Origin of the sequence: Phenylobacterium sp. (assembly GCF_041691455.1) — a bacterium.
Lineage (GTDB): Bacteria > Pseudomonadota > Alphaproteobacteria > Caulobacterales > Caulobacteraceae > Phenylobacterium.
The window spans coordinates 19,821-35,654 of the sequence record NZ_JBEPUO010000011.1 but is presented as its reverse complement, the minus strand read 5'-3'; the positions used below and the strand labels follow the sequence as shown (position 1 = coordinate 35,654).

The following is a 15,834-nucleotide window of genomic DNA, read 5'->3' as shown; positions in this document are numbered from 1 at the left end:
TGCCCGGACCACCGCGTGTGTGGATCCCTATGAGGCGGCAGCGAGCACTGCCTTTGCGGTGAGGAGTGGACCCTCCGGACCTCTTCAAAGAACCGAAAGCGGGGCTGAAGGCGCCCGACATCAAGACCCGGTGCTGCCGCCGCAGCGAGCCACTAGCTCCGAAAACTTACACATTCTCTTACACATTCGGCTTGTGTCAAAAAAATAGCATAGTAGAATCCGTTACTTACATCAGGCGTGTGGGACTCAAAATCCGGTACCGCAAGGTGTGTCGGTTCGAGCCCGACCTCGGGCACCATCCTTCTAAGCCGCGCAGGCAGCGGTTGGCGGGGGCCGCGTCCAGGCGCCGGCGCCGCACCCTAGAGCCCCAGGCAGATGTACTTTTCGACCATGTAGTCCTGCAGGCCGGAGCGGGCGCCTTCACGGCCCATGCCCGACTCCTTCACGCCGCCGAAGGGCGCGACCTCGGTGGTGACCAGGCCCTCGTTGACGGCGACGATGCCGTACTCGAGCTGCTCGGAAACCCGGAACGCGCGGCCGAGATCCCTGGTGTAGAAATAGCAGGCGAGGCCGAATTCGGTGTCGTTGGCCATGCGCACCGCCTGCGCGTCGTCGCTGAACGGGAAGACCGGGGCGAGCGGGCCGAAAGTCTCTTCGCGCGCCACCAGGGCGTCGGCCGACACGTCGACCATGACCGTCGGCTGGAAGAACGAGCCGCCAAGCGCGTGGCGGGCGCCGCCGACGACCACGCGGGCGCCGCGCGCCACCGCGTCGGCGATGTGCTCCTCGACCTTGCGCACGGCCGCTTCGTCGATCAGCGGGCCCTGCTGCACGTCCGGCTCGGTCCCGGCCCCGACCTTCAGCTTGCCGACGGCCGCCGCCAGCTTGGCGTTGAAGGCGTCATAGACGCTGTCGTGGATCAGGAAGCGGTTGGCGCAGACGCAGGTCTGGCCGCTGTTGCGGAACTTCGAGTCGATCGCGCCGGCCACCGCCCGGTCGAGGTCGGCGTCGGCGAAGACGATGAAGGGCGCGTTGCCGCCCAGCTCCATCGACACCTTCTTCATGGTCGCCGCGGACTGGGCCATCAGCGTCTTGCCCACGGCGGTCGAGCCGGTGAAGGTGACCTTCTTGACCGCCGGATGGCGGGTCAGTTCGCCGCCGATCTCCGCGGCCGAACCGGTGATGCAGTTGAAGACCCCGTCGGGAACCCCGGCCCGCTGGCAAAGCTCGCCCCAGGCGAGGGCCGAGAGCGGGGTCTGCGAGGCCGGCTTGACCACGATCGTGCAGCCGGCCGCCAGCGCCGCGCCCAGCTTGCGGGCGATCATCGAGGAGGGGAAGTTCCACGGGGTGATCGCCGCCACCACGCCCACCGGCTCGCGGGTGGTCAGCACCCGACGGTCCTTCCAGGGCGAGGGGATGACGTCGCCATAGGCCCGGCGGCCCTCTTCGGCGAACCATTGGATATAGGCCGCGCTTCCCCGGATCTCACCCCGGGCTTCGGCCAGGGACTTGCCCTGCTCGGACGACAGGATCAGCGCCAGGTCCTCGACGTGCTCCAGCAGGAGGCCGCTCAGGGCGCGCAGGATCGCGGCCCGCTCGCCCGCGGTCTGGGCGCGCCAGCCGGTCAGGGCCGCGGCGGCGGCTTCGATCGCCTGGCGGGTTTCCGCCGCGCCGAAACGAGGGACCTGCCCGATCGTCTCGCCGGTTGCGGGATTGGAAACCGCGATCGACGCGGCGCCGGGCGGGACCCATAGCGCGCCGATGCGGTTCTCGAACCGCAGGAGTCCGGGGTCGTTCAGGACGAGGGTCAATTTGGCCTCTCAGGCGCCGCGGCGGCCCTCAAGGCCGGCCGCTTTCGATGACGATCTTGATGTCGGCGTTGGGGCGCGCCAGCGCCTCGAAAGCCCCGGCCACGCCCGAGCGGCCGACCACGCGGCTGATCACCGGCGCCGCGTCGATGCGCCCGTCGGCAATGTGGGCCAGGGTGTCGGCGAACTCCTTGACCGTGTAGGCGGAGACGAAGCGCATGCTGAGCTGCTTGTTGATCGCCATGGAGGGCTCGAAGCGGTCCTCTTCCATGCAGACCCCCGCCACGATGAGCTGAGCGCCGGGCGCCACGCCCTCGATAATCCCCTGCAGGACTCCCGGCACGCCGACGCACTCGAAGACGACGGGCTTGCGCACCCTTTGTCCAAGGTCCTGCGCGGCCTGGCGCTGCAAGAGCGAGGGCGAGACACCGAGCGGTCCCCAGTGGGTGTGCGGCGACTGGGCCGCGGCGTCGACGATCACGTCGGCGCCCAGGCGCTCGGCCATGGCGCGCCGGGCGGGCGAATAGTCGACAGCGATCACGGGACCAAACCCCTGAGCCTTCAGCGAGGCGACCACCGCCAGCCCCACCGGCCCGCAGCCGATGACCATGCAGACGGAGTCGGCGTCGAGGGTCGCCTCGGCCACGGCGTGGACGCCCACGGCGAAGGGTTCGACCATCGCCGCTTCCCGGTCGGAAAGGTGATCCGGAACCGCCATCAGCATGGCCGCATCGACGCAGATCCGTTCGCCGTAGCCGCCCGGGAAGCGGTTGGAGAACCCCACCGTCTCGCGCCCGCCCGGCCCCGTCGCATAGGGCAGGGCGACGACGCGGGCGCCCGGTTCGAAGCGGCGCTCCGCTTCCGGACCGTAGGTCAGGACCTCGCCGCAGAATTCGTGACCGAAGATCAGGTCCTTGGCAGGATCGGCCGGGTTGGCGCGGCCGGCCTTGCGGGCCACCTCGGCCCGCCGCTCGGCGTGGACATGGACGTGCAGGTCCGAGCCGCAGATTCCGCAGGCCAGGGTGCGCAACAGGACCTGGCCGGCTCCCGGAACCGGGTCCTCGACCTCCGTGCAGATCAGCTGGCTGTCCCGCCGAACGACCGCCTGCATCTAGATGTCCCCCTTGAGGATCTGTGCGGCGATGGCGCCGCCCAGGTCGCCGGTGCGTGCGCGCCCGCCCAGATCGGGCGTCAGCGGCGCGCCCTTCGCCGTCAGCGTCGCCTCAATGGCGCTGAGGATGGCCGCTGCGGCCTGCGGCTCGCCGAGGTGGTCCAGCATCATCGCCGCCGACCAGATCTGGCCGATCGGATTGGCGATCCCGCGGCCGGCGATGTCCGGCGCCGATCCGTGCACCGGCTCGAACATCGAAGGGTGCTCCCGCTCCGGATTGATGTTGGCCGACGGCGCGACGGCGATGGTGCCGGTCACGCCGGGGCCGAGGTCGGAGAGGATGTCGCCGAACAGGTTGCTGCCGACCACCACCTGGAATCGCTGCGGCTGCATCACGAATCGCGCCGCCAGGATGTCGACATGGTGCTGCTCGGTGGTGATGTCCGGATATCCCGCGGCGACGGCTGCGAACCGCTCGTCCCAGAACGGCATGGAATGATAGATGCCGTTCGACTTGGTGGCCGAGTCGACGTGGGTCCTGCCGAGCCGGCGGGCCAGCTCGAAGGCATAGGTGATCGCCCGGTCGCAGCCGCGCCGGGTGAAGACCGCCGTCTGCAGCGCCATCTCCTGCGGCGTCCCGGCGAACTGGCGGCCGCCGAGTTGGGAGTACTCGCCCTCGCTGTTCTCGCGGACGATCCAGAAGTCGATGTCGCCGGGCTCGACGTCGCGCAGCGGCGACCGGACCCCGCGCAGCAGCCGGACGGGGCGCAGGTTGATGTACTGGTCGAAACTCCGCCGGATGGGGATCAGCAGGCCCCACAGCGAGATGTGGTCGGGTACGCCGGGGAAGCCCACCGCGCCGAGGAAGATCGCGTCGTGACCGCGCAGCCGGTCGATGCCGTCGTCAGGCATCATCGCGCCAGTGGCCTTGTAGCTTTCGCAACTCCAGTCGAACGGCCGGAAGCGGACCTCGAAGCCGAACCGGGCGGCCGCGGCCTCGAGCGCGCGGGTCCCCTCGACCATCACCTCCTTGCCGATGCCGTCGCCGGGGATGACGGCGATCTCGTAGCGTTTCATCTCTGGCCGCCCACTCTCTCGTTCCTCGTCGTCCGCCCGCTACAGCCGATGATCGGAGCCCATCCGATCGAGCTTCCGTAGCAGGGCGGGCCACAGGTACTGGTCGGCGATGGGCTGCGGGTCCGAGGAGCCCTGCTCGTGGGTCAGTTGCTGGACCGCCTGGTTGGGCGTCACCAGCGGCCGGTCGCCGGCCAGGGCGGCCACCTGCATCTCGCAGGCGCGTTCGAGCCGGTACATCCGCTGGAAGGCGGTGGCGATGCTGCCGCCGCAGGTGAGCGTGCCGTGGTTGCGCAGCATCATGAAATTGCGGTCGCCCAGGTCGGCGACCAGGCGCGGGCGCTCCTCGTGATCGAGGGCCACGCCCTCGTAGTCGTGATAGGCGAGCTGGCCGCAGATCAGCATGGCCTCCTGATGCAGCGGCAGCAGTCCCCCTTCCTGGCAGGAGACCCCCGTGCCGGCCACCGTATGCAGGTGCATGACGCACTGGGCGTCGTCGCGGGCCGCATGCACCGCCGAGTGGATCGTGAAGCCCGCGGTGTTGATCGGATGCGGCGACGGCGCGACGATATTGCCGTCGAGGTCCACCTTGACCAGCGACGAGGCGGTGACCTCCTCGAACAGCAGGCCGAAGGGATTGAGCAGGAAGTGATGCTCGGGCCCTGGGATGCGCACGGAGAGGTGGGTGTACAGCAGGTCGTCCCAGCCCATCATCGCCACCAGGCGGTAGCAGGCCGCCAGATCGCACCGAAGGCCGGCTTCCGCCTCGTTCTGGTCCGCTGACATGCTCGACGCTCTCTCCGGCCTCAGCAACCTATGCTGACTTCGCGCTTCCGGCGCCCACCGGTCTGGACGATATGGCGATGGTTGTAAATAGTGTAAGAAATGGTACCAATTGCCACCCGCTGCGGCTCGTGACAGTTGGGGTGGAGAGGAACCGATGCGCGCCAACCTGAAGACCGCCAACCTGAAAAGCGGGGACCTGCCGGGCGACGTCACGCATCACCCCTACGACGCCTACGGCTTGCCGCTGATGGTCGAGCCCGCCTCGCCGGCCCTCGCCAAGGACCCGCTGGCTGTGCAGTCGTGGTTCGCGGAACACCACAGGACGCTGGAAGCCCTGCTGCCGACCTACGGCGGCGTCGTGCTCCGCGGTTTCGCCATTCCCGACACCATGGCGTTCAACGCCATGATCCAGTGCTACGACACCGATCCCAACGGCTATGCCGGGGGCCTGACGCCGCGCAAGAACATCGCCGGCAAGGTCTTCGAGGCCTCCCGCGTCCCGGCCGACCAGAAGATCATCCTGCATCAGGAAATGGGCTATCTGCCCAGCTTCCCGAAGATGGTCGCCTTCTATTGCCTGAAGCCATCCGAGACGGGCGGCTGCACGACGATCGGCGACATGCGGCGGTTCCAGAAGCAGATCCCCGCGAACCTGCTGGATGCGGTGCACGAGCGCGGCGTCCTCTATCGGCGCAACTACCGCGCCCCGGGCCCGGTGAGCGATCCTCTGGTGGCGCTCTTCCGCCGCGAATGGACCGACGTCCTCCAGGTCGAGACCGTGGAACAGGCGGAGGAGGCCTGCCGCGCGGTGGGTTGCGAGGCGGTTTGGGAGGACGACGGGTCGCTGTCGATGCGCTACCGCTCGAGCGGCTTCGTGAACCATTCGGTGACGGGCGAGGAAGTCTGGTTCGCGCAGGTCCAGGGCATGCATTTCAACCAAGCCCGCCTGGCGCAGAACTACGACACGCTCAACAAGGCCTTCCCGGGGGGCCGGCCACGCCCGATCGAGATCCTGTTCGGCGACGGCGGCGATATCCCCGAGGACATGGTCACGCCACTCTACGACATCCTCGACCGCCTGGCGGTGAACCTGCCCTACGAGCACGGGGATTTCATGCTGCTCGACAACATCTACACCGCTCACGGCCGCCAACCCTTCACGGGGAGCCGCGACGTTCAGGTCGGCCTGGTGTTCTGACGAGGCCGGCTTAGGCCGCGAGGTCCTCGTAGGCGGCGCGCCGGATCTCCTCCCAGATCGGGTAGGCGTCCTGCGGCATGAACTGGGTCATCATCACCAGGGCGAGGCCGTTAGCCCGGTCCACCCACATGGTCGTGCCCGCCGCACCGCCCCAGCTGACGGCCCCCGCCGGCAGGTCTCCGTCGCGGACGTTCTCGGGGCGCACGATCCGCATGCCGGCCGCGAAGCCGTCGCCGAGCGGCGTGAAGACGCCCGGCGGCGACAGGTTCGAGCAGGCCAGCCGCACGGTCTGCGGCGCCATGATCCGCACGCCCTCGAACTCGCCGTCGTTCAACAGCATGGCGCAGAAGCGCAGATAGTCGCGCGCGGTCGAGACCAGGCCCGCGCCGCCCGAGGGCAGGCGGTCGGGCTGGGCGTAGGCGCTCTGCGCCGGCGCGTCCTCGACGACGAGCCCGCCCTCGGCGAGGCGATAGTTGGTGGCCAGCCGCCCGAGCTTCTCGGCGGGCACGTGGAAGCCGGTGTCGTTCATGCCGAGCGGATCGAAGAGGCGTTCGCGCAGCACCTGCGGGAAGGGCTTGGCTTCCACCCGCTCGATGATGAGGCCGAGCAGGTCGAGCGCCACGCTGTAGTCCATACGCGCGCCGGGGTCGGTGCTTAGCGGCAAGGGGGCGAGGCGCTCGGCGAACGCCTCCAAGGTCGGCGGCGCATCGGTCGATCCGTCGCGGGACAGGGTGAACGGCTCGACGCCGTGGCGGCGATAGACCGGGGGCAGCAGCCCTTCAGGATTGATCCCGTAGGAGAGGCCGGCGGTGTGGGTCAGCAGGTGGCGGATCAGGATCGGCCGCGTCGCCGGCCGGGTCTTTGCGACATCGTCGCCGACGATCACCCGCATGGCCGCGAACGCCGGCAGGATCTCGGAAATCTGCTGGTCGAGTCCCAACAGGCCCTCGCCGATCAGGATCATCGCGGCGACGCCGGTCACCGGCTTGGTCATCGAGTAGATGCGGAAGATCGTGTCGGGGCCGATGGCCTCGGCGTGGTCGAAGGCCGGACGTCCGACGTTGACGTACCGGGTGACGCCGCCATGCCGGGCAGCCAGGGAAACCCCCGCAAGGCGCCCTGAGGCCACGTAGTCGCCAAGGACGGCGGAGGTGCGCGGAAAGCCGCTGGCCATGTGCAGATCCCCCCGGGGCGCGGTCACCGTTTCATTTTCCAGTGACGCGTCCGCTCACGCCATTATAGTGTAATAAATAGAATATTCAGCCTCTCGAGAAAAGGGGCGGGCGTAGGGTGGGCGGATGGCGGCGGTTGAGGCCTGGGATCATGTTTGTGACCTCCTGGTGGTGGGTGCGGGCGGCGGCCTGGCCGGCGCGCTGGCCGGCGCCGAGACGGGGCTCGACGTCCTGGTGATCGAGAAGTCGGCCTATGTGGGCGGGGCCACCAGCCTGTCGGGCGGCACCCTCTGGATCCTCGATAATCCGTTCCTGAAGGCCGCCGGGGCGACGGACTCGCCGGCCAAGGCCAACGCCCATCTACGCGCACTGGTCGGGGAGGCGGGACCCGCCGCCTCGCCCGCCCGCCTGGAGGCCTACGTCTCGGGTGGTCACGCCCTGCTCGACCTGCTGAAGCGGCAGGGCGTGCCGCTCGCCCATTCCGGCTGGCCGGACTACTACTCCGAGCGCGAGGGCGGCGTGCCGCAAGGCCGGACCCTGCACGCCCTGCCGTTCGACAGCCGCAAGCTGGGCGCCGCACGCGACCAGCTGCGTCCGACCATGCTGGTGGTTCCGGCCAACTCAGTCGAGGTCGCGGTGCTGGCGCTCGGCCCGCGGACCTTGAAGGCGGCGGCGGTCTGGGCGCGCGTGGGCCTGCGCGCGCTATGGGCCAGGCTGACCGGCGCGAAGCTCTTGACCCGTGGCCAGGCGCTGATGGGCCGAGTGTTCGGTGCGCTCCTGAAAGCGGGTGTGCCGATCTGGCGCGGGACTTCACTGGTCGAGCTCGTGCTGGACGACGGCCGCGTGGTCGGCGCTGTGGTTGAGCGCGACGGCACGACCCTGCGTATCCGCGCCCGGCGCGGCATCCTGCTGGCCGCCGGCGGCTTTGCCCGCAATGCCGAGATGCGCGCCGAAAGGCAGTCGCCCGCCGGCATCGACGGGACCATGTCGACACGCGAGGACACCGGCGACGCGATCCGCATCGGCAGGGCGCTGGGCGCGGCGGTCGACCTGCTGGAGGAGGCCTGGTGGGTGCCTGGCACCCGGCCGCCGGGCTCGGTGATGCTGCACGTCTGGGACCGCTGCTTCCCGCACGCGATCATCGTGGACAGCCGCGGCGAACGCTTCGTCAACGAGGCCGATCCCTACATGGAAGTCGGCCAGATCATGCTCGCCCGCCAACGGGCCAACGGCGCGCCCTCCTGGATGATCCTGGAAAGCCGGCACCGCGACACCTACGCCTTTGGCATGACCCCGCCGCGGATGACGCCCAAGGCATGGTTCGAGAGCGGCTACATGAAGAAGGCCGCGACGCTCGAAGAGCTGGCCGGCCAGTGCGGGATGGATCCGACGGTCTTCCGGGCCACGGTCGAGCGCTTCAACGCCATGGCGCGCCAAGGCGTGGACGCCGACTTCCATCGCGGCGAGAGCGTCTACAACCGGTTCTACGGCGATGGCCGCAACAAGCCGAACCCCAACCTGGGCGCCATCGAGAAGGCGCCGTTCTACGCGGTCTCCACCTTCCCAGGCGACGTCGGGACGGCCGGCGGGCTGGTGGCCGATGAGCATGGCCGGGTGCTGACCGAGGCCGGCGAGCCGATCCCCGGCCTCTATGCCGCGGGCAACACCTCGGCCTCGGTGTTCGGCCACATGTACCCCGGCGCGGGGTCCTCGATCGGCGCCTCGATGGTGTTCTCGGTCATCGCCGCGCAGCACATGGCCGGCCGGAACATGACGGCGAGCGGGGCCGCCGCATGATCGCGACGCCGGTCCAGGGGCGCGTCAGCACCCGCCTGGGCGAGGTCGCCTATATTCGGGCGGGCCGCGGACCGAGCCTCGTGATGCTGCACGGCAATGGACACTCCTGGCACGAGTTCGCGCCGGCGCTGGACGCCCTGGCCGCCCGCTGGGACGTGATCGCCTGGGACATGCCGGGCCATGGCGACAGCGACGATGTCACGGCCCCGCCTTCGATCGAGGCCTATGCCGGGAGCCTCGCGGACCTCATCGCGGCGCTCGGGCTGCGGCGGCCAGCGCTGCTGGGGAGTTCGGTCGGGGCGTTCATCGCCGCCAGCCACGCGGCCGGCGGCGGCGAGGTCTCCGCCGTCGTGCTGGACGAGATGCAGTTCCGCACCCGCGACTGGTGGCTGGCCGCCTGGCCGCGCGTGGAGCAGATGTTCGGGCAGGCCGAGCAGCCGCTGGAGGCGGTCCAGCCGCGTTTCAACCGGGTGGTGGACACCGAGCTCCTGGACCGCTGGAACCGGGAACGCGTCCGCACCGGCGCGGCCGGGCTGGTCGGGGTCATGGCGGCGATCCGGGACTTCGATCTGGCGGCCGCGCTCGCGAAACTCGACCTGCCCTGCCTGCTGCTGTTCGGCGCCGACGGGCCGACCGTTGACCGCGCCGAAGCCCTGGCCGCCGCCCTGCCGGGGTCGACCACCGCTGTCGTGCCCGAAGCCGGCCACTTTATCAGTCTCGACCAGCCGGCCGCTTTCGCGGCGGCGGTCACCCATTTCCTCCTGGACCATATGGAAACCACCCCGCCATGAGCGACGTCGAGAACTTCCTGGGCTTTCCGGACGGCGCCGTCGCCGTCGTCACGGGCGCGGCCAGCGGCATCGGCCTGTGCACCGCCCGCGAACTGCTGGGGCAGGGCCTGCGGGTGATCGGCCTGGACATCAACGAGGCCGGGCTCGCCGCTCTCGATCTGGGTCCGAGGTTCACCGGCCGGGTGTTGAACACGGCCGACCGTGAGCCGGTGGGCGCCATGATGGCCGCCCTGCGCGCGGAGTTCGGGCCGATCGGTTACCTGGTGAACAATGCCGGTCCGCCCAGCGCGCTCAATCTGACGATCGAGGAAGGCCTCGCCCAGACCGCCGGCAGCGTCCAGATCGTCACCGCCGCCTGGGTGAAGACCGGCCTTCCAGAGGGCGCGAGCGTCGTCAACCTGGCCTCGGTGGCCGGCGCCGTGGCCGGAGGACCGCCGCCTTCGGTGCTGGTGGGGCGGGACCTTTCCGATTTCAACGGCTGGTACATGGCGGGCAAGGCCGCCGTCGGCGGCGTAACCCGCTTCCACGCCGTGTTCGGTCGAGGCGCCTATCGGGCGAACGCCGTGGCGCCGGGCGTGATCGAAACCGCGCGGATCGGCGACCTGACCAGCGGACCCTATGGCAAGCTGATGATCGCGCGTTCGCCGCTGGGCCGGCTGGGCCAGCCCGAGGAGGTGGCCAAGGTGATCGCCTTCCTGCTCAGCCCCGCGGCTTCCTTCGTCAACGGGATCACCTTCGTCGTCGATGGCGGCGGGACGCTGGTCTACTGATGGACAGCTTCGACCACCCCAGCGGCCTGCGGGTCCGCATCGACCGCGCCCGCTGCGTCTGCAGCGAGACCTGCGCCAGCCTCGCGCCACAGACTTTCGAGACCGACGAACAAGGCCTGGTGCGCCTCCTGGACGGCGGTTCAGACCCTGAGGCCGCCATCCGCACGGCGGTTGCGGCCTGCCCGGTGCAGGCCATCAGCATCGAGACCCCAGGAGTTCCGTCATGACCGCATCCACCGAGACCGGCGGGGTCGGCCGCCACGATTGGGAGCGCAAGACCACCAGCCGCACCGGCGCCGGTGTCGTCGACGATCCCTATCCTCGGTTCGCCGAGTTGCGTCCGATCAACGGCGGCGTCCACGACAGCTCGTTCTTCGCGATGTTCGGCATGGGCGATCCGACCTCGGAAGCCTGGAAAGACGCCCAGCGGTTTTGCACCCTGAGCTACGCCGCCACCGAGCACGTGCTGCGCGAGAACAACCTTTTCACCAATGCCGGCATCCGGCGGATGACCCAGCACGCCTTCGGGCCGGTCTCGCTGATGGGGTCCGACGATCCGGAACACCGCCAGTTCCGCCTGCTGGTGCAACCGGCCTTCGGCAAGAAGGCCATGGGCATGTGGCAGTCGTGGGTGAAACCCAGGCTGGACGAGCTGATCGACGGCTTCGTGGCCAAGGGCCGGGCCGACCTCTATTTCGAATACTGCTCCCAGTTCCCGGTGTTCGTCATCGCCATGACCCTGGGCGTCGCGCGCGACGACCTCGATCAGTTCCAGCACTGGGCCGGCCTGATGCAGATCGGCGCCGCGCCGGCCGCGGAAGCCCGGGCCGCGCGCCTGGAGGTCGAAGACTATATGCGCGCCGTGATCGCCGAGCGTCGGCGCGCGCCGCGCGACGACCTGATCAGCCTGTTGATCGAGAGCGAGATCACCGAGGGCGACCAGCGTCAGAGGATCACCGAGGAGCAGGTCCTGGGCTTGGTCTGCAACCTGGTGCCGGCGGGCGTCGGCACCACCTTCCGCAGCCTCGGCATCGTGCTGGTCACGCTGATGCAGCGGCCCGAACTTCTCGCGCGGCTCTACGAGGACCGAAGTCTCGTGCCCGCGGTCGTCGACGAGGTCCTGCGCTGGAACGGGCCGGTGCTCACCTCGCCCTTCCGCCTGGTGGCCGAGGACACCGAGATCGCCGGCGTGAAGATCCCCAAGGGTTCGATCATCGAGCCCGGCATCGCCGCGGCCAACCGTGACCCGGCGCAGTTCGAAAATCCGGATGCGTTCGACCCCTTCCGACCGGTGAAGCCGACCCTGTCGTTCAGCTACGGCCCGCACTTCTGCGTCGGCGGCCAGGTGGCGCGGATGGAACTGCGCGCCGCGCTGAACGCCCTGCTCGACCGGTTGCCCAACCTGCGGTTCGACCCTGACGAGCCGGAGCCGCAGCTCACCGGCCTGCTCTACAGGATGCCGACCGGAGTTCCGGCGGCCTGGGGCTGATGCGCGCCGCCGTCTTCCTGGAGGCCCACGCCCCGCTGGCCATCGAAGAGGTCGAGCTCCTGGCGCCCGGACCGCAGGACGTCGTGGTCCGGGTCACGGCCACCGCCCTTTGCCAGACCGACGTCAGCGTGCGGGCCGGCAAGTACGACTATGGCGCGCCCATGGTCATGGGTCATGAAGCCTGCGGCGTGGTCGAGGCCGTGGGCGAGGCGGTCACCCGCCTGAAGCCCGGCGACCGGGTGATCAGCTCGACGGCGCCCTGCTGCGGTGTGTGCGTCAACTGCCTGGCGGGCAGGCCGAACATCTGCGTGCTGGGGCTGGAGGTGCGCAAGCCGTTGCGCGCGCGCCGCGCCGACGGGTCGCTGGCCACCGGTCTCTACGGGTTGGGGTCCTTCGCCGAGAAGATGTGCGTGCACCAGGCCTCGCTGATCGCCATCCGCACGGCCCTGCCGGACGCGCACCTGGCGTTAGTCGGCTGCGGGGTCACGACGGGCCTAGGCGCGGTGCTCAACCGCACGGATATCGGCCCTGGCGGGTCCCTGGCGGTGATCGGCTGCGGCGCCGTGGGATTGGCCGCGATCCAGGGCGCTCGGATCGCCGGCGCGGAGACCGTCATCGGCATCGATCCGCGCCCGCAGCGCCGCGCCGATGCGCTGCGGCTGGGCGCCACGGCGGTCATCGATCCGGCAGCCGAGGACGTGGCCAAACGGGTGCGCGAGATCACCGACGGCCGCGGCGCGGACGCCTGCATCGACGGGGTCGGCCTGCCGGCGACGGCGGCCCAGGCCTTCGACCTGACGCGCCAGGCGGGGACCATCGTCGTCGTCGGTCTGCCGCCGCGCGGCGAGACCTTCCAGTTCGACGCCTGGCAGTTCTTCCTGTCGGAGAAACGGTTCTCCAGTTCGCTGTTCGGCTCGGCCGACATACGGCGCGACTTCCCGAAATACGTCGCCTTCGCCGAGGACGGCCGGCTTGACCTGGGCGGGTTGGTGTCGCGCGTCCTGACCCTGGACGAGGTGAACGATGGCCTGGACGCGCTGGCGGCCGGTGACGTGATCCGGGCGGTGATCGTCAACGGCTGAAAGTCTAGGCGGCCGCCGCCGTCCTGCGGAAGGCCGGCATCACCTCCCTGGCGAACAGGCGCAGCCGCTCGATGCCGCCCCACGGGTCGTTGAACAGCACGTAATCGACGCCTGCCGCCTCGAGTTCCTTCAGCCGGGCGATGCAGTCGTCCGGCGTCCCGTTGACGGTGGCCTGCGCGGTGGCCTCGTTGGACTTGTCGAGCACGAACGGGCCCGTCGGATTGGGCGGCGGCGCCTGGCCGGGCACCATGGCGCTGGCGGCGATCATCTGGCCGATCCGGTGGCGCATCTCGAACTCGGCGGGCAGTTTCGACGCATGGTCCACCAGCAACAGGCCGCGGGTGAGCGCGACCTGATTGGGCAGGGAGGCGACGCCCGCCTTGGCCTGGGCGTCGCGGTACCAGGCCACCCGCTGGGCGGAGAGCTCGGTCGAGCCGAACTGGTCGAGCAGCAGGCGCTGACCGGTGGCGGCCGCCTTGCGCACCGAGCCCTCGCTGCCGGCGGCGACCCAGATCGGCGGATGCGGATCGTCCTGCACCGGCTGCGGCTCGACGATCACATCGCGGAACGACCAGAAGCGGCCATCGTGGGAGAAGCGTTCCTTGGCCGTCCAGCTCTTGAGCACCAGCGCCAACGCCTCCTCGAAGCGGTCCTGCGCCTCCTCGGCATCGATATTGAAGCCGTGGAATTCGTTGGCCCGGTAGCCGCGGCCGACGCCAAAATCCAACCGGCCGTTGGACAGGATGTCCACCGTCGCCGCCTGCTCGGCGAGCAGCAGCGGATGGTGCCAGGGCATGACGGTGACCGCCGTCCCCAGCCGCATGGTCGAGGTCAGGCCTGCCAGGTAGCTCAGCAGAGTGAGCGAGGCGCTGACCTGGCCCGCGCCGGTGAAGTGGTGCTCCACCAGGAACACCGACTCGAAGCCGAGTTGCTCGGCCTCCGTCACATAGTCGACGAACTGGCGGAACGATTTGCCGTCGCCGGCCTGGCCGGGCGGACGCGCTGGGCCGCCGAAGAGTCCGAAACGCATCCTGCGTCCTCCGCTTGCGATAGTCTGGCTAGCCCATGCCGTAGGCGCCGAGCGCATTGGCGGACTTCGGCTCAAGCACGCCCCAGTCGATGCTGGGCGACGAACGTTCCGAGCTCAGCACGTCCAGCACGTAGGGACCCTTGCCCGCAAAGGCCTCGGTCAACCCGGCCTGCACCTCGTTGATCGAGGCGGCGCGCGCGGCGCCGGTCCCCATGGCCTTGCCGATGGCGGCGAAGTCGACCGGGGCGAAAACGGACTCCGGGGTGATGCCCAGGCTGCGCTCACCTTGGATCACCCAGCCATAGCCGGCATTGTTGAGGATCACGAAGGTGATCGGCAGCTTCAGTCGGGCGGCGGTCTCGATCTCGCCCAGCCAGTAGCCGGCCGCTCCGTCGCCGGCCACCGCGATCACCGGGGTGCCCCTGGGCGCGGCGAGCGCGGCGCCGATGGCGGCGCCCCCGGCCCAGCCGATGCCGGCGAGGCCGCGGGGGGCCAGGTAGCTGCGGCCGGCCCGGCGGGTCTGGAAACGGGAGGCGGTCCAGCCGGAGGCGAGGCTGGCGTCAGACACCAGGATCGCGCCATCGTCCATCAGGACGTTGATCGCCTCCATGACCCGTTCGGGGGCCACGGCCGGATCGTCGGGCTTGGTGCCGGGCTGCGGCAACGGCTCGCCTTCGGGCTTCCAGGAGAACCGGGCCTTCCGGGCGGCGAGGCCGTCGCCGATCGCGCGGGCCGCCTCGCGCGCGTCGCCGACGATCTCAAGGGCGGCGGGAATGGCGCGGCCCAGCTCTTCGCCGTCGATGTCGACGTGGATGATTTCCTGCCCGGCGTTGGGCAGTCGCCAAAGGAAGGAATTGAACTGGGCGAACTTGCTGCCCAGCACCAGCACGGTATCGGCCTGTTTCAGCGTGCGGCTGGCCTCGATGTCGCCGAACACGCCGACCACGCCGAGGGCCAGCGGATTGCGCTCGCTGACCACACCCTTGCCGTTGATGCTGGTGACGATCGGTATGCCGAACTCGTCGGCGAACCGGGCGATCTCCGCGCCCGCGCCGCTGGCCATGGCGCCGCCGCCGGCCAGCACGATCGGCCGTTTGGCCCTCGCTAGGCGCGCGACGGCGTCCGCGACCGCCTGCGGGAGGGGCGCGGTGCGATGGCGCGGCCAGACCGCGCTCGCCGGGCTGAACTTCGACAGGTCCGGCTCCGGAATCGGCGCGGCCATGAAGTCTTCGGGGATCTCCACCACGACCGGCCCGGGACGCCCGGAGGTCGCCACCCGAAGCGCGTGGTCGAACACCGCCACCAGGCTGCCCGGGGTCTGAACCCGGCCGACCCACTTGGTCACCGGCGCCAGGATCGACCCCTGCTCCAGGGCCTGGGAGGAGACGCCCCGGTGGCGCAGGTGCTCGCGGTTGGTCCGGATGTCGGCCACCAGCGCCAGCACCGGGATCGCCGAGGCGTAGGCTTCCGCCAGGCCGGAGATCAGATTGGTCGAGCCCGGCCCGACCGTGGCGTCGCACATCCCGACCCGGCCGCTCACCCGCGCATAGGCGTCGGCCGCGCAGGCCGCGTTCCGCTCGTCGCGCATCAGGATGTGGTTGAAGCCGCGGGCCCGCGCCGCGCCATAGAACGGCACGGTCTGGCCGCCCGGCACACCGAAGCAGGTGTCGATCCCGGCGGCCTCCAGGATGGAGACGATGACGTCGCAGACCTTGACCGTGCTCAT

Annotated in this window: 14 protein-coding genes; 7 read left to right on the top strand and 7 right to left on the bottom strand. The window is 69.9% G+C overall.

All coding sequences use genetic code 11. The features are described 5' to 3' along the window. Nucleotides 1–359: 359 nt before the first annotated feature. From ACESMY_RS14240 to ACESMY_RS14225, 4 genes are read right to left on the bottom strand one after another with little or no spacing between them, the layout of a single operon-like run. The gene (locus ACESMY_RS14240) at nt 360–1,811 is read right to left on the bottom strand and encodes an NAD-dependent succinate-semialdehyde dehydrogenase (protein ID WP_372785265.1); all 1,452 of its coding nucleotides are present in this window, start codon (nt 1,809–1,811) and stop codon (nt 360–362) included. 28 nt (nt 1,812–1,839) lie between these two features. Beyond that, the gene (locus ACESMY_RS14235) at nt 1,840–2,919 is read right to left on the bottom strand and encodes a zinc-binding dehydrogenase (RefSeq protein WP_372785264.1); all 1,080 of its coding nucleotides are present in this window, start codon (nt 2,917–2,919) and stop codon (nt 1,840–1,842) included. Then, nucleotides 2,920–3,996 carry a tartrate dehydrogenase gene (locus ACESMY_RS14230; RefSeq protein WP_372785263.1) on the bottom strand — a complete coding sequence of 359 codons (1,077 nt, stop codon included), beginning with the start codon at nt 3,994–3,996 and terminating at the stop codon, nt 2,920–2,922. A 39-nt stretch (nt 3,997–4,035) separates the two neighbouring features. Further along, nucleotides 4,036–4,779, bottom strand: a complete 744-nt coding sequence (locus ACESMY_RS14225; protein WP_372785262.1) for a class II aldolase/adducin family protein — start codon at nt 4,777–4,779, stop codon at nt 4,036–4,038. Nucleotides 4,780–4,933: 154 nt separating this feature from the next. Between ACESMY_RS14225 and ACESMY_RS14220 the strand changes: the two genes are divergently transcribed. After that, nucleotides 4,934–5,977 carry a TauD/TfdA family dioxygenase gene (locus ACESMY_RS14220; RefSeq protein WP_372785261.1) on the top strand — a complete coding sequence of 348 codons (1,044 nt, stop codon included), beginning with the start codon at nt 4,934–4,936 and terminating at the stop codon, nt 5,975–5,977. Between the two features lie 10 nt (nt 5,978–5,987). Here the strand turns inward: ACESMY_RS14220 and ACESMY_RS14215 are convergent, their stop codons facing one another. Next, the gene (locus tag ACESMY_RS14215) at nt 5,988–7,178 is read right to left on the bottom strand and encodes a serine hydrolase domain-containing protein (RefSeq protein WP_372785260.1); all 1,191 of its coding nucleotides are present in this window, start codon (nt 7,176–7,178) and stop codon (nt 5,988–5,990) included. 97 nt (nt 7,179–7,275) lie between these two features. Between ACESMY_RS14215 and ACESMY_RS14210 the strand changes: the two genes are divergently transcribed. The 6 genes from ACESMY_RS14210 to ACESMY_RS14185 are packed head-to-tail and all read left to right on the top strand — an operon-like array spanning nt 7,276 to nt 13,078. After that, the gene (locus ACESMY_RS14210; protein WP_372785259.1) at nt 7,276–8,946 is read left to right on the top strand and encodes an FAD-binding protein; all 1,671 of its coding nucleotides are present in this window, start codon (nt 7,276–7,278) and stop codon (nt 8,944–8,946) included. Then, on the top strand, nt 8,943–9,737 hold the full coding sequence (locus ACESMY_RS14205; protein WP_372785258.1) for an alpha/beta fold hydrolase: 795 nt from the start codon (nt 8,943–8,945) through the stop codon (nt 9,735–9,737). The genes ACESMY_RS14210 and ACESMY_RS14205 overlap by 4 nt, the downstream gene beginning before the upstream one ends. After that, entirely contained in the window at nt 9,734–10,507 is a 774-nt protein-coding gene (locus ACESMY_RS14200; protein ID WP_372785257.1) for an SDR family NAD(P)-dependent oxidoreductase, read from the top strand. Before ACESMY_RS14205 ends, ACESMY_RS14200 begins: the two co-directional genes overlap by 4 nt. Further along, the gene (locus ACESMY_RS14195; protein ID WP_372785256.1) at nt 10,507–10,734 is read left to right on the top strand and encodes a ferredoxin; all 228 of its coding nucleotides are present in this window, start codon (nt 10,507–10,509) and stop codon (nt 10,732–10,734) included. The genes ACESMY_RS14200 and ACESMY_RS14195 overlap by 1 nt, the downstream gene beginning before the upstream one ends. After that, nucleotides 10,731–11,996, top strand: a complete 1,266-nt coding sequence (locus ACESMY_RS14190; protein ID WP_372785255.1) for a cytochrome P450 — start codon at nt 10,731–10,733, stop codon at nt 11,994–11,996. The genes ACESMY_RS14195 and ACESMY_RS14190 overlap by 4 nt, the downstream gene beginning before the upstream one ends. After that, nucleotides 11,996–13,078, top strand: coding sequence for a Zn-dependent alcohol dehydrogenase (locus ACESMY_RS14185; RefSeq protein ID WP_372785254.1), 1,083 nt, complete (start codon nt 11,996–11,998; stop codon nt 13,076–13,078). The genes ACESMY_RS14190 and ACESMY_RS14185 overlap by 1 nt, the downstream gene beginning before the upstream one ends. A 4-nt stretch (nt 13,079–13,082) precedes the next feature. Here the strand turns inward: ACESMY_RS14185 and ACESMY_RS14180 are convergent, their stop codons facing one another. Together ACESMY_RS14180 and ACESMY_RS14175 are read right to left on the bottom strand one after the other, a co-directional pair. Then, nucleotides 13,083–14,108, bottom strand: a complete 1,026-nt coding sequence (locus tag ACESMY_RS14180; RefSeq protein WP_372785253.1) for an LLM class flavin-dependent oxidoreductase — start codon at nt 14,106–14,108, stop codon at nt 13,083–13,085. A gap of 28 nt (nt 14,109–14,136) precedes the next feature. Then, a complete protein-coding gene (locus ACESMY_RS14175) occupies nt 14,137–15,834 on the bottom strand; it encodes a thiamine pyrophosphate-binding protein (RefSeq protein WP_372785252.1) in 1,698 nt (565 codons plus the stop codon).

What these genes read in the sequence shown, in the direction of transcription:
- ACESMY_RS14235 (WP_372785264.1), bottom strand. Translation starts at nt 2,919, where the DNA reads ATGCAGGCGGTCGTTCGGCGGGACAGCCAGCTGATCTGCACGGAGGTC.
- ACESMY_RS14230 (WP_372785263.1), bottom strand. Translation starts at nt 3,996, where the DNA reads ATGAAACGCTACGAGATCGCCGTCATCCCCGGCGACGGCATCGGCAAG.
- ACESMY_RS14225 (WP_372785262.1), bottom strand. Translation starts at nt 4,779, where the DNA reads ATGTCAGCGGACCAGAACGAGGCGGAAGCCGGCCTTCGGTGCGATCTG.
- ACESMY_RS14220 (WP_372785261.1), top strand. Translation starts at nt 4,934, where the DNA reads ATGCGCGCCAACCTGAAGACCGCCAACCTGAAAAGCGGGGACCTGCCG.
- ACESMY_RS14210 (WP_372785259.1), top strand. Translation starts at nt 7,276, where the DNA reads ATGGCGGCGGTTGAGGCCTGGGATCATGTTTGTGACCTCCTGGTGGTG.
- ACESMY_RS14205 (WP_372785258.1), top strand. Translation starts at nt 8,943, where the DNA reads ATGATCGCGACGCCGGTCCAGGGGCGCGTCAGCACCCGCCTGGGCGAG.
- ACESMY_RS14200 (WP_372785257.1), top strand. Translation starts at nt 9,734, where the DNA reads ATGAGCGACGTCGAGAACTTCCTGGGCTTTCCGGACGGCGCCGTCGCC.
- ACESMY_RS14195 (WP_372785256.1), top strand. Translation starts at nt 10,507, where the DNA reads ATGGACAGCTTCGACCACCCCAGCGGCCTGCGGGTCCGCATCGACCGC.
- ACESMY_RS14190 (WP_372785255.1), top strand. Translation starts at nt 10,731, where the DNA reads ATGACCGCATCCACCGAGACCGGCGGGGTCGGCCGCCACGATTGGGAG.
- ACESMY_RS14185 (WP_372785254.1), top strand. Translation starts at nt 11,996, where the DNA reads ATGCGCGCCGCCGTCTTCCTGGAGGCCCACGCCCCGCTGGCCATCGAA.
- ACESMY_RS14180 (WP_372785253.1), bottom strand. Translation starts at nt 14,108, where the DNA reads ATGCGTTTCGGACTCTTCGGCGGCCCAGCGCGTCCGCCCGGCCAGGCC.
- ACESMY_RS14175 (WP_372785252.1), bottom strand. Translation starts at nt 15,834, where the DNA reads ATGAGCACGGTCAAGGTCTGCGACGTCATCGTCTCCATCCTGGAGGCC.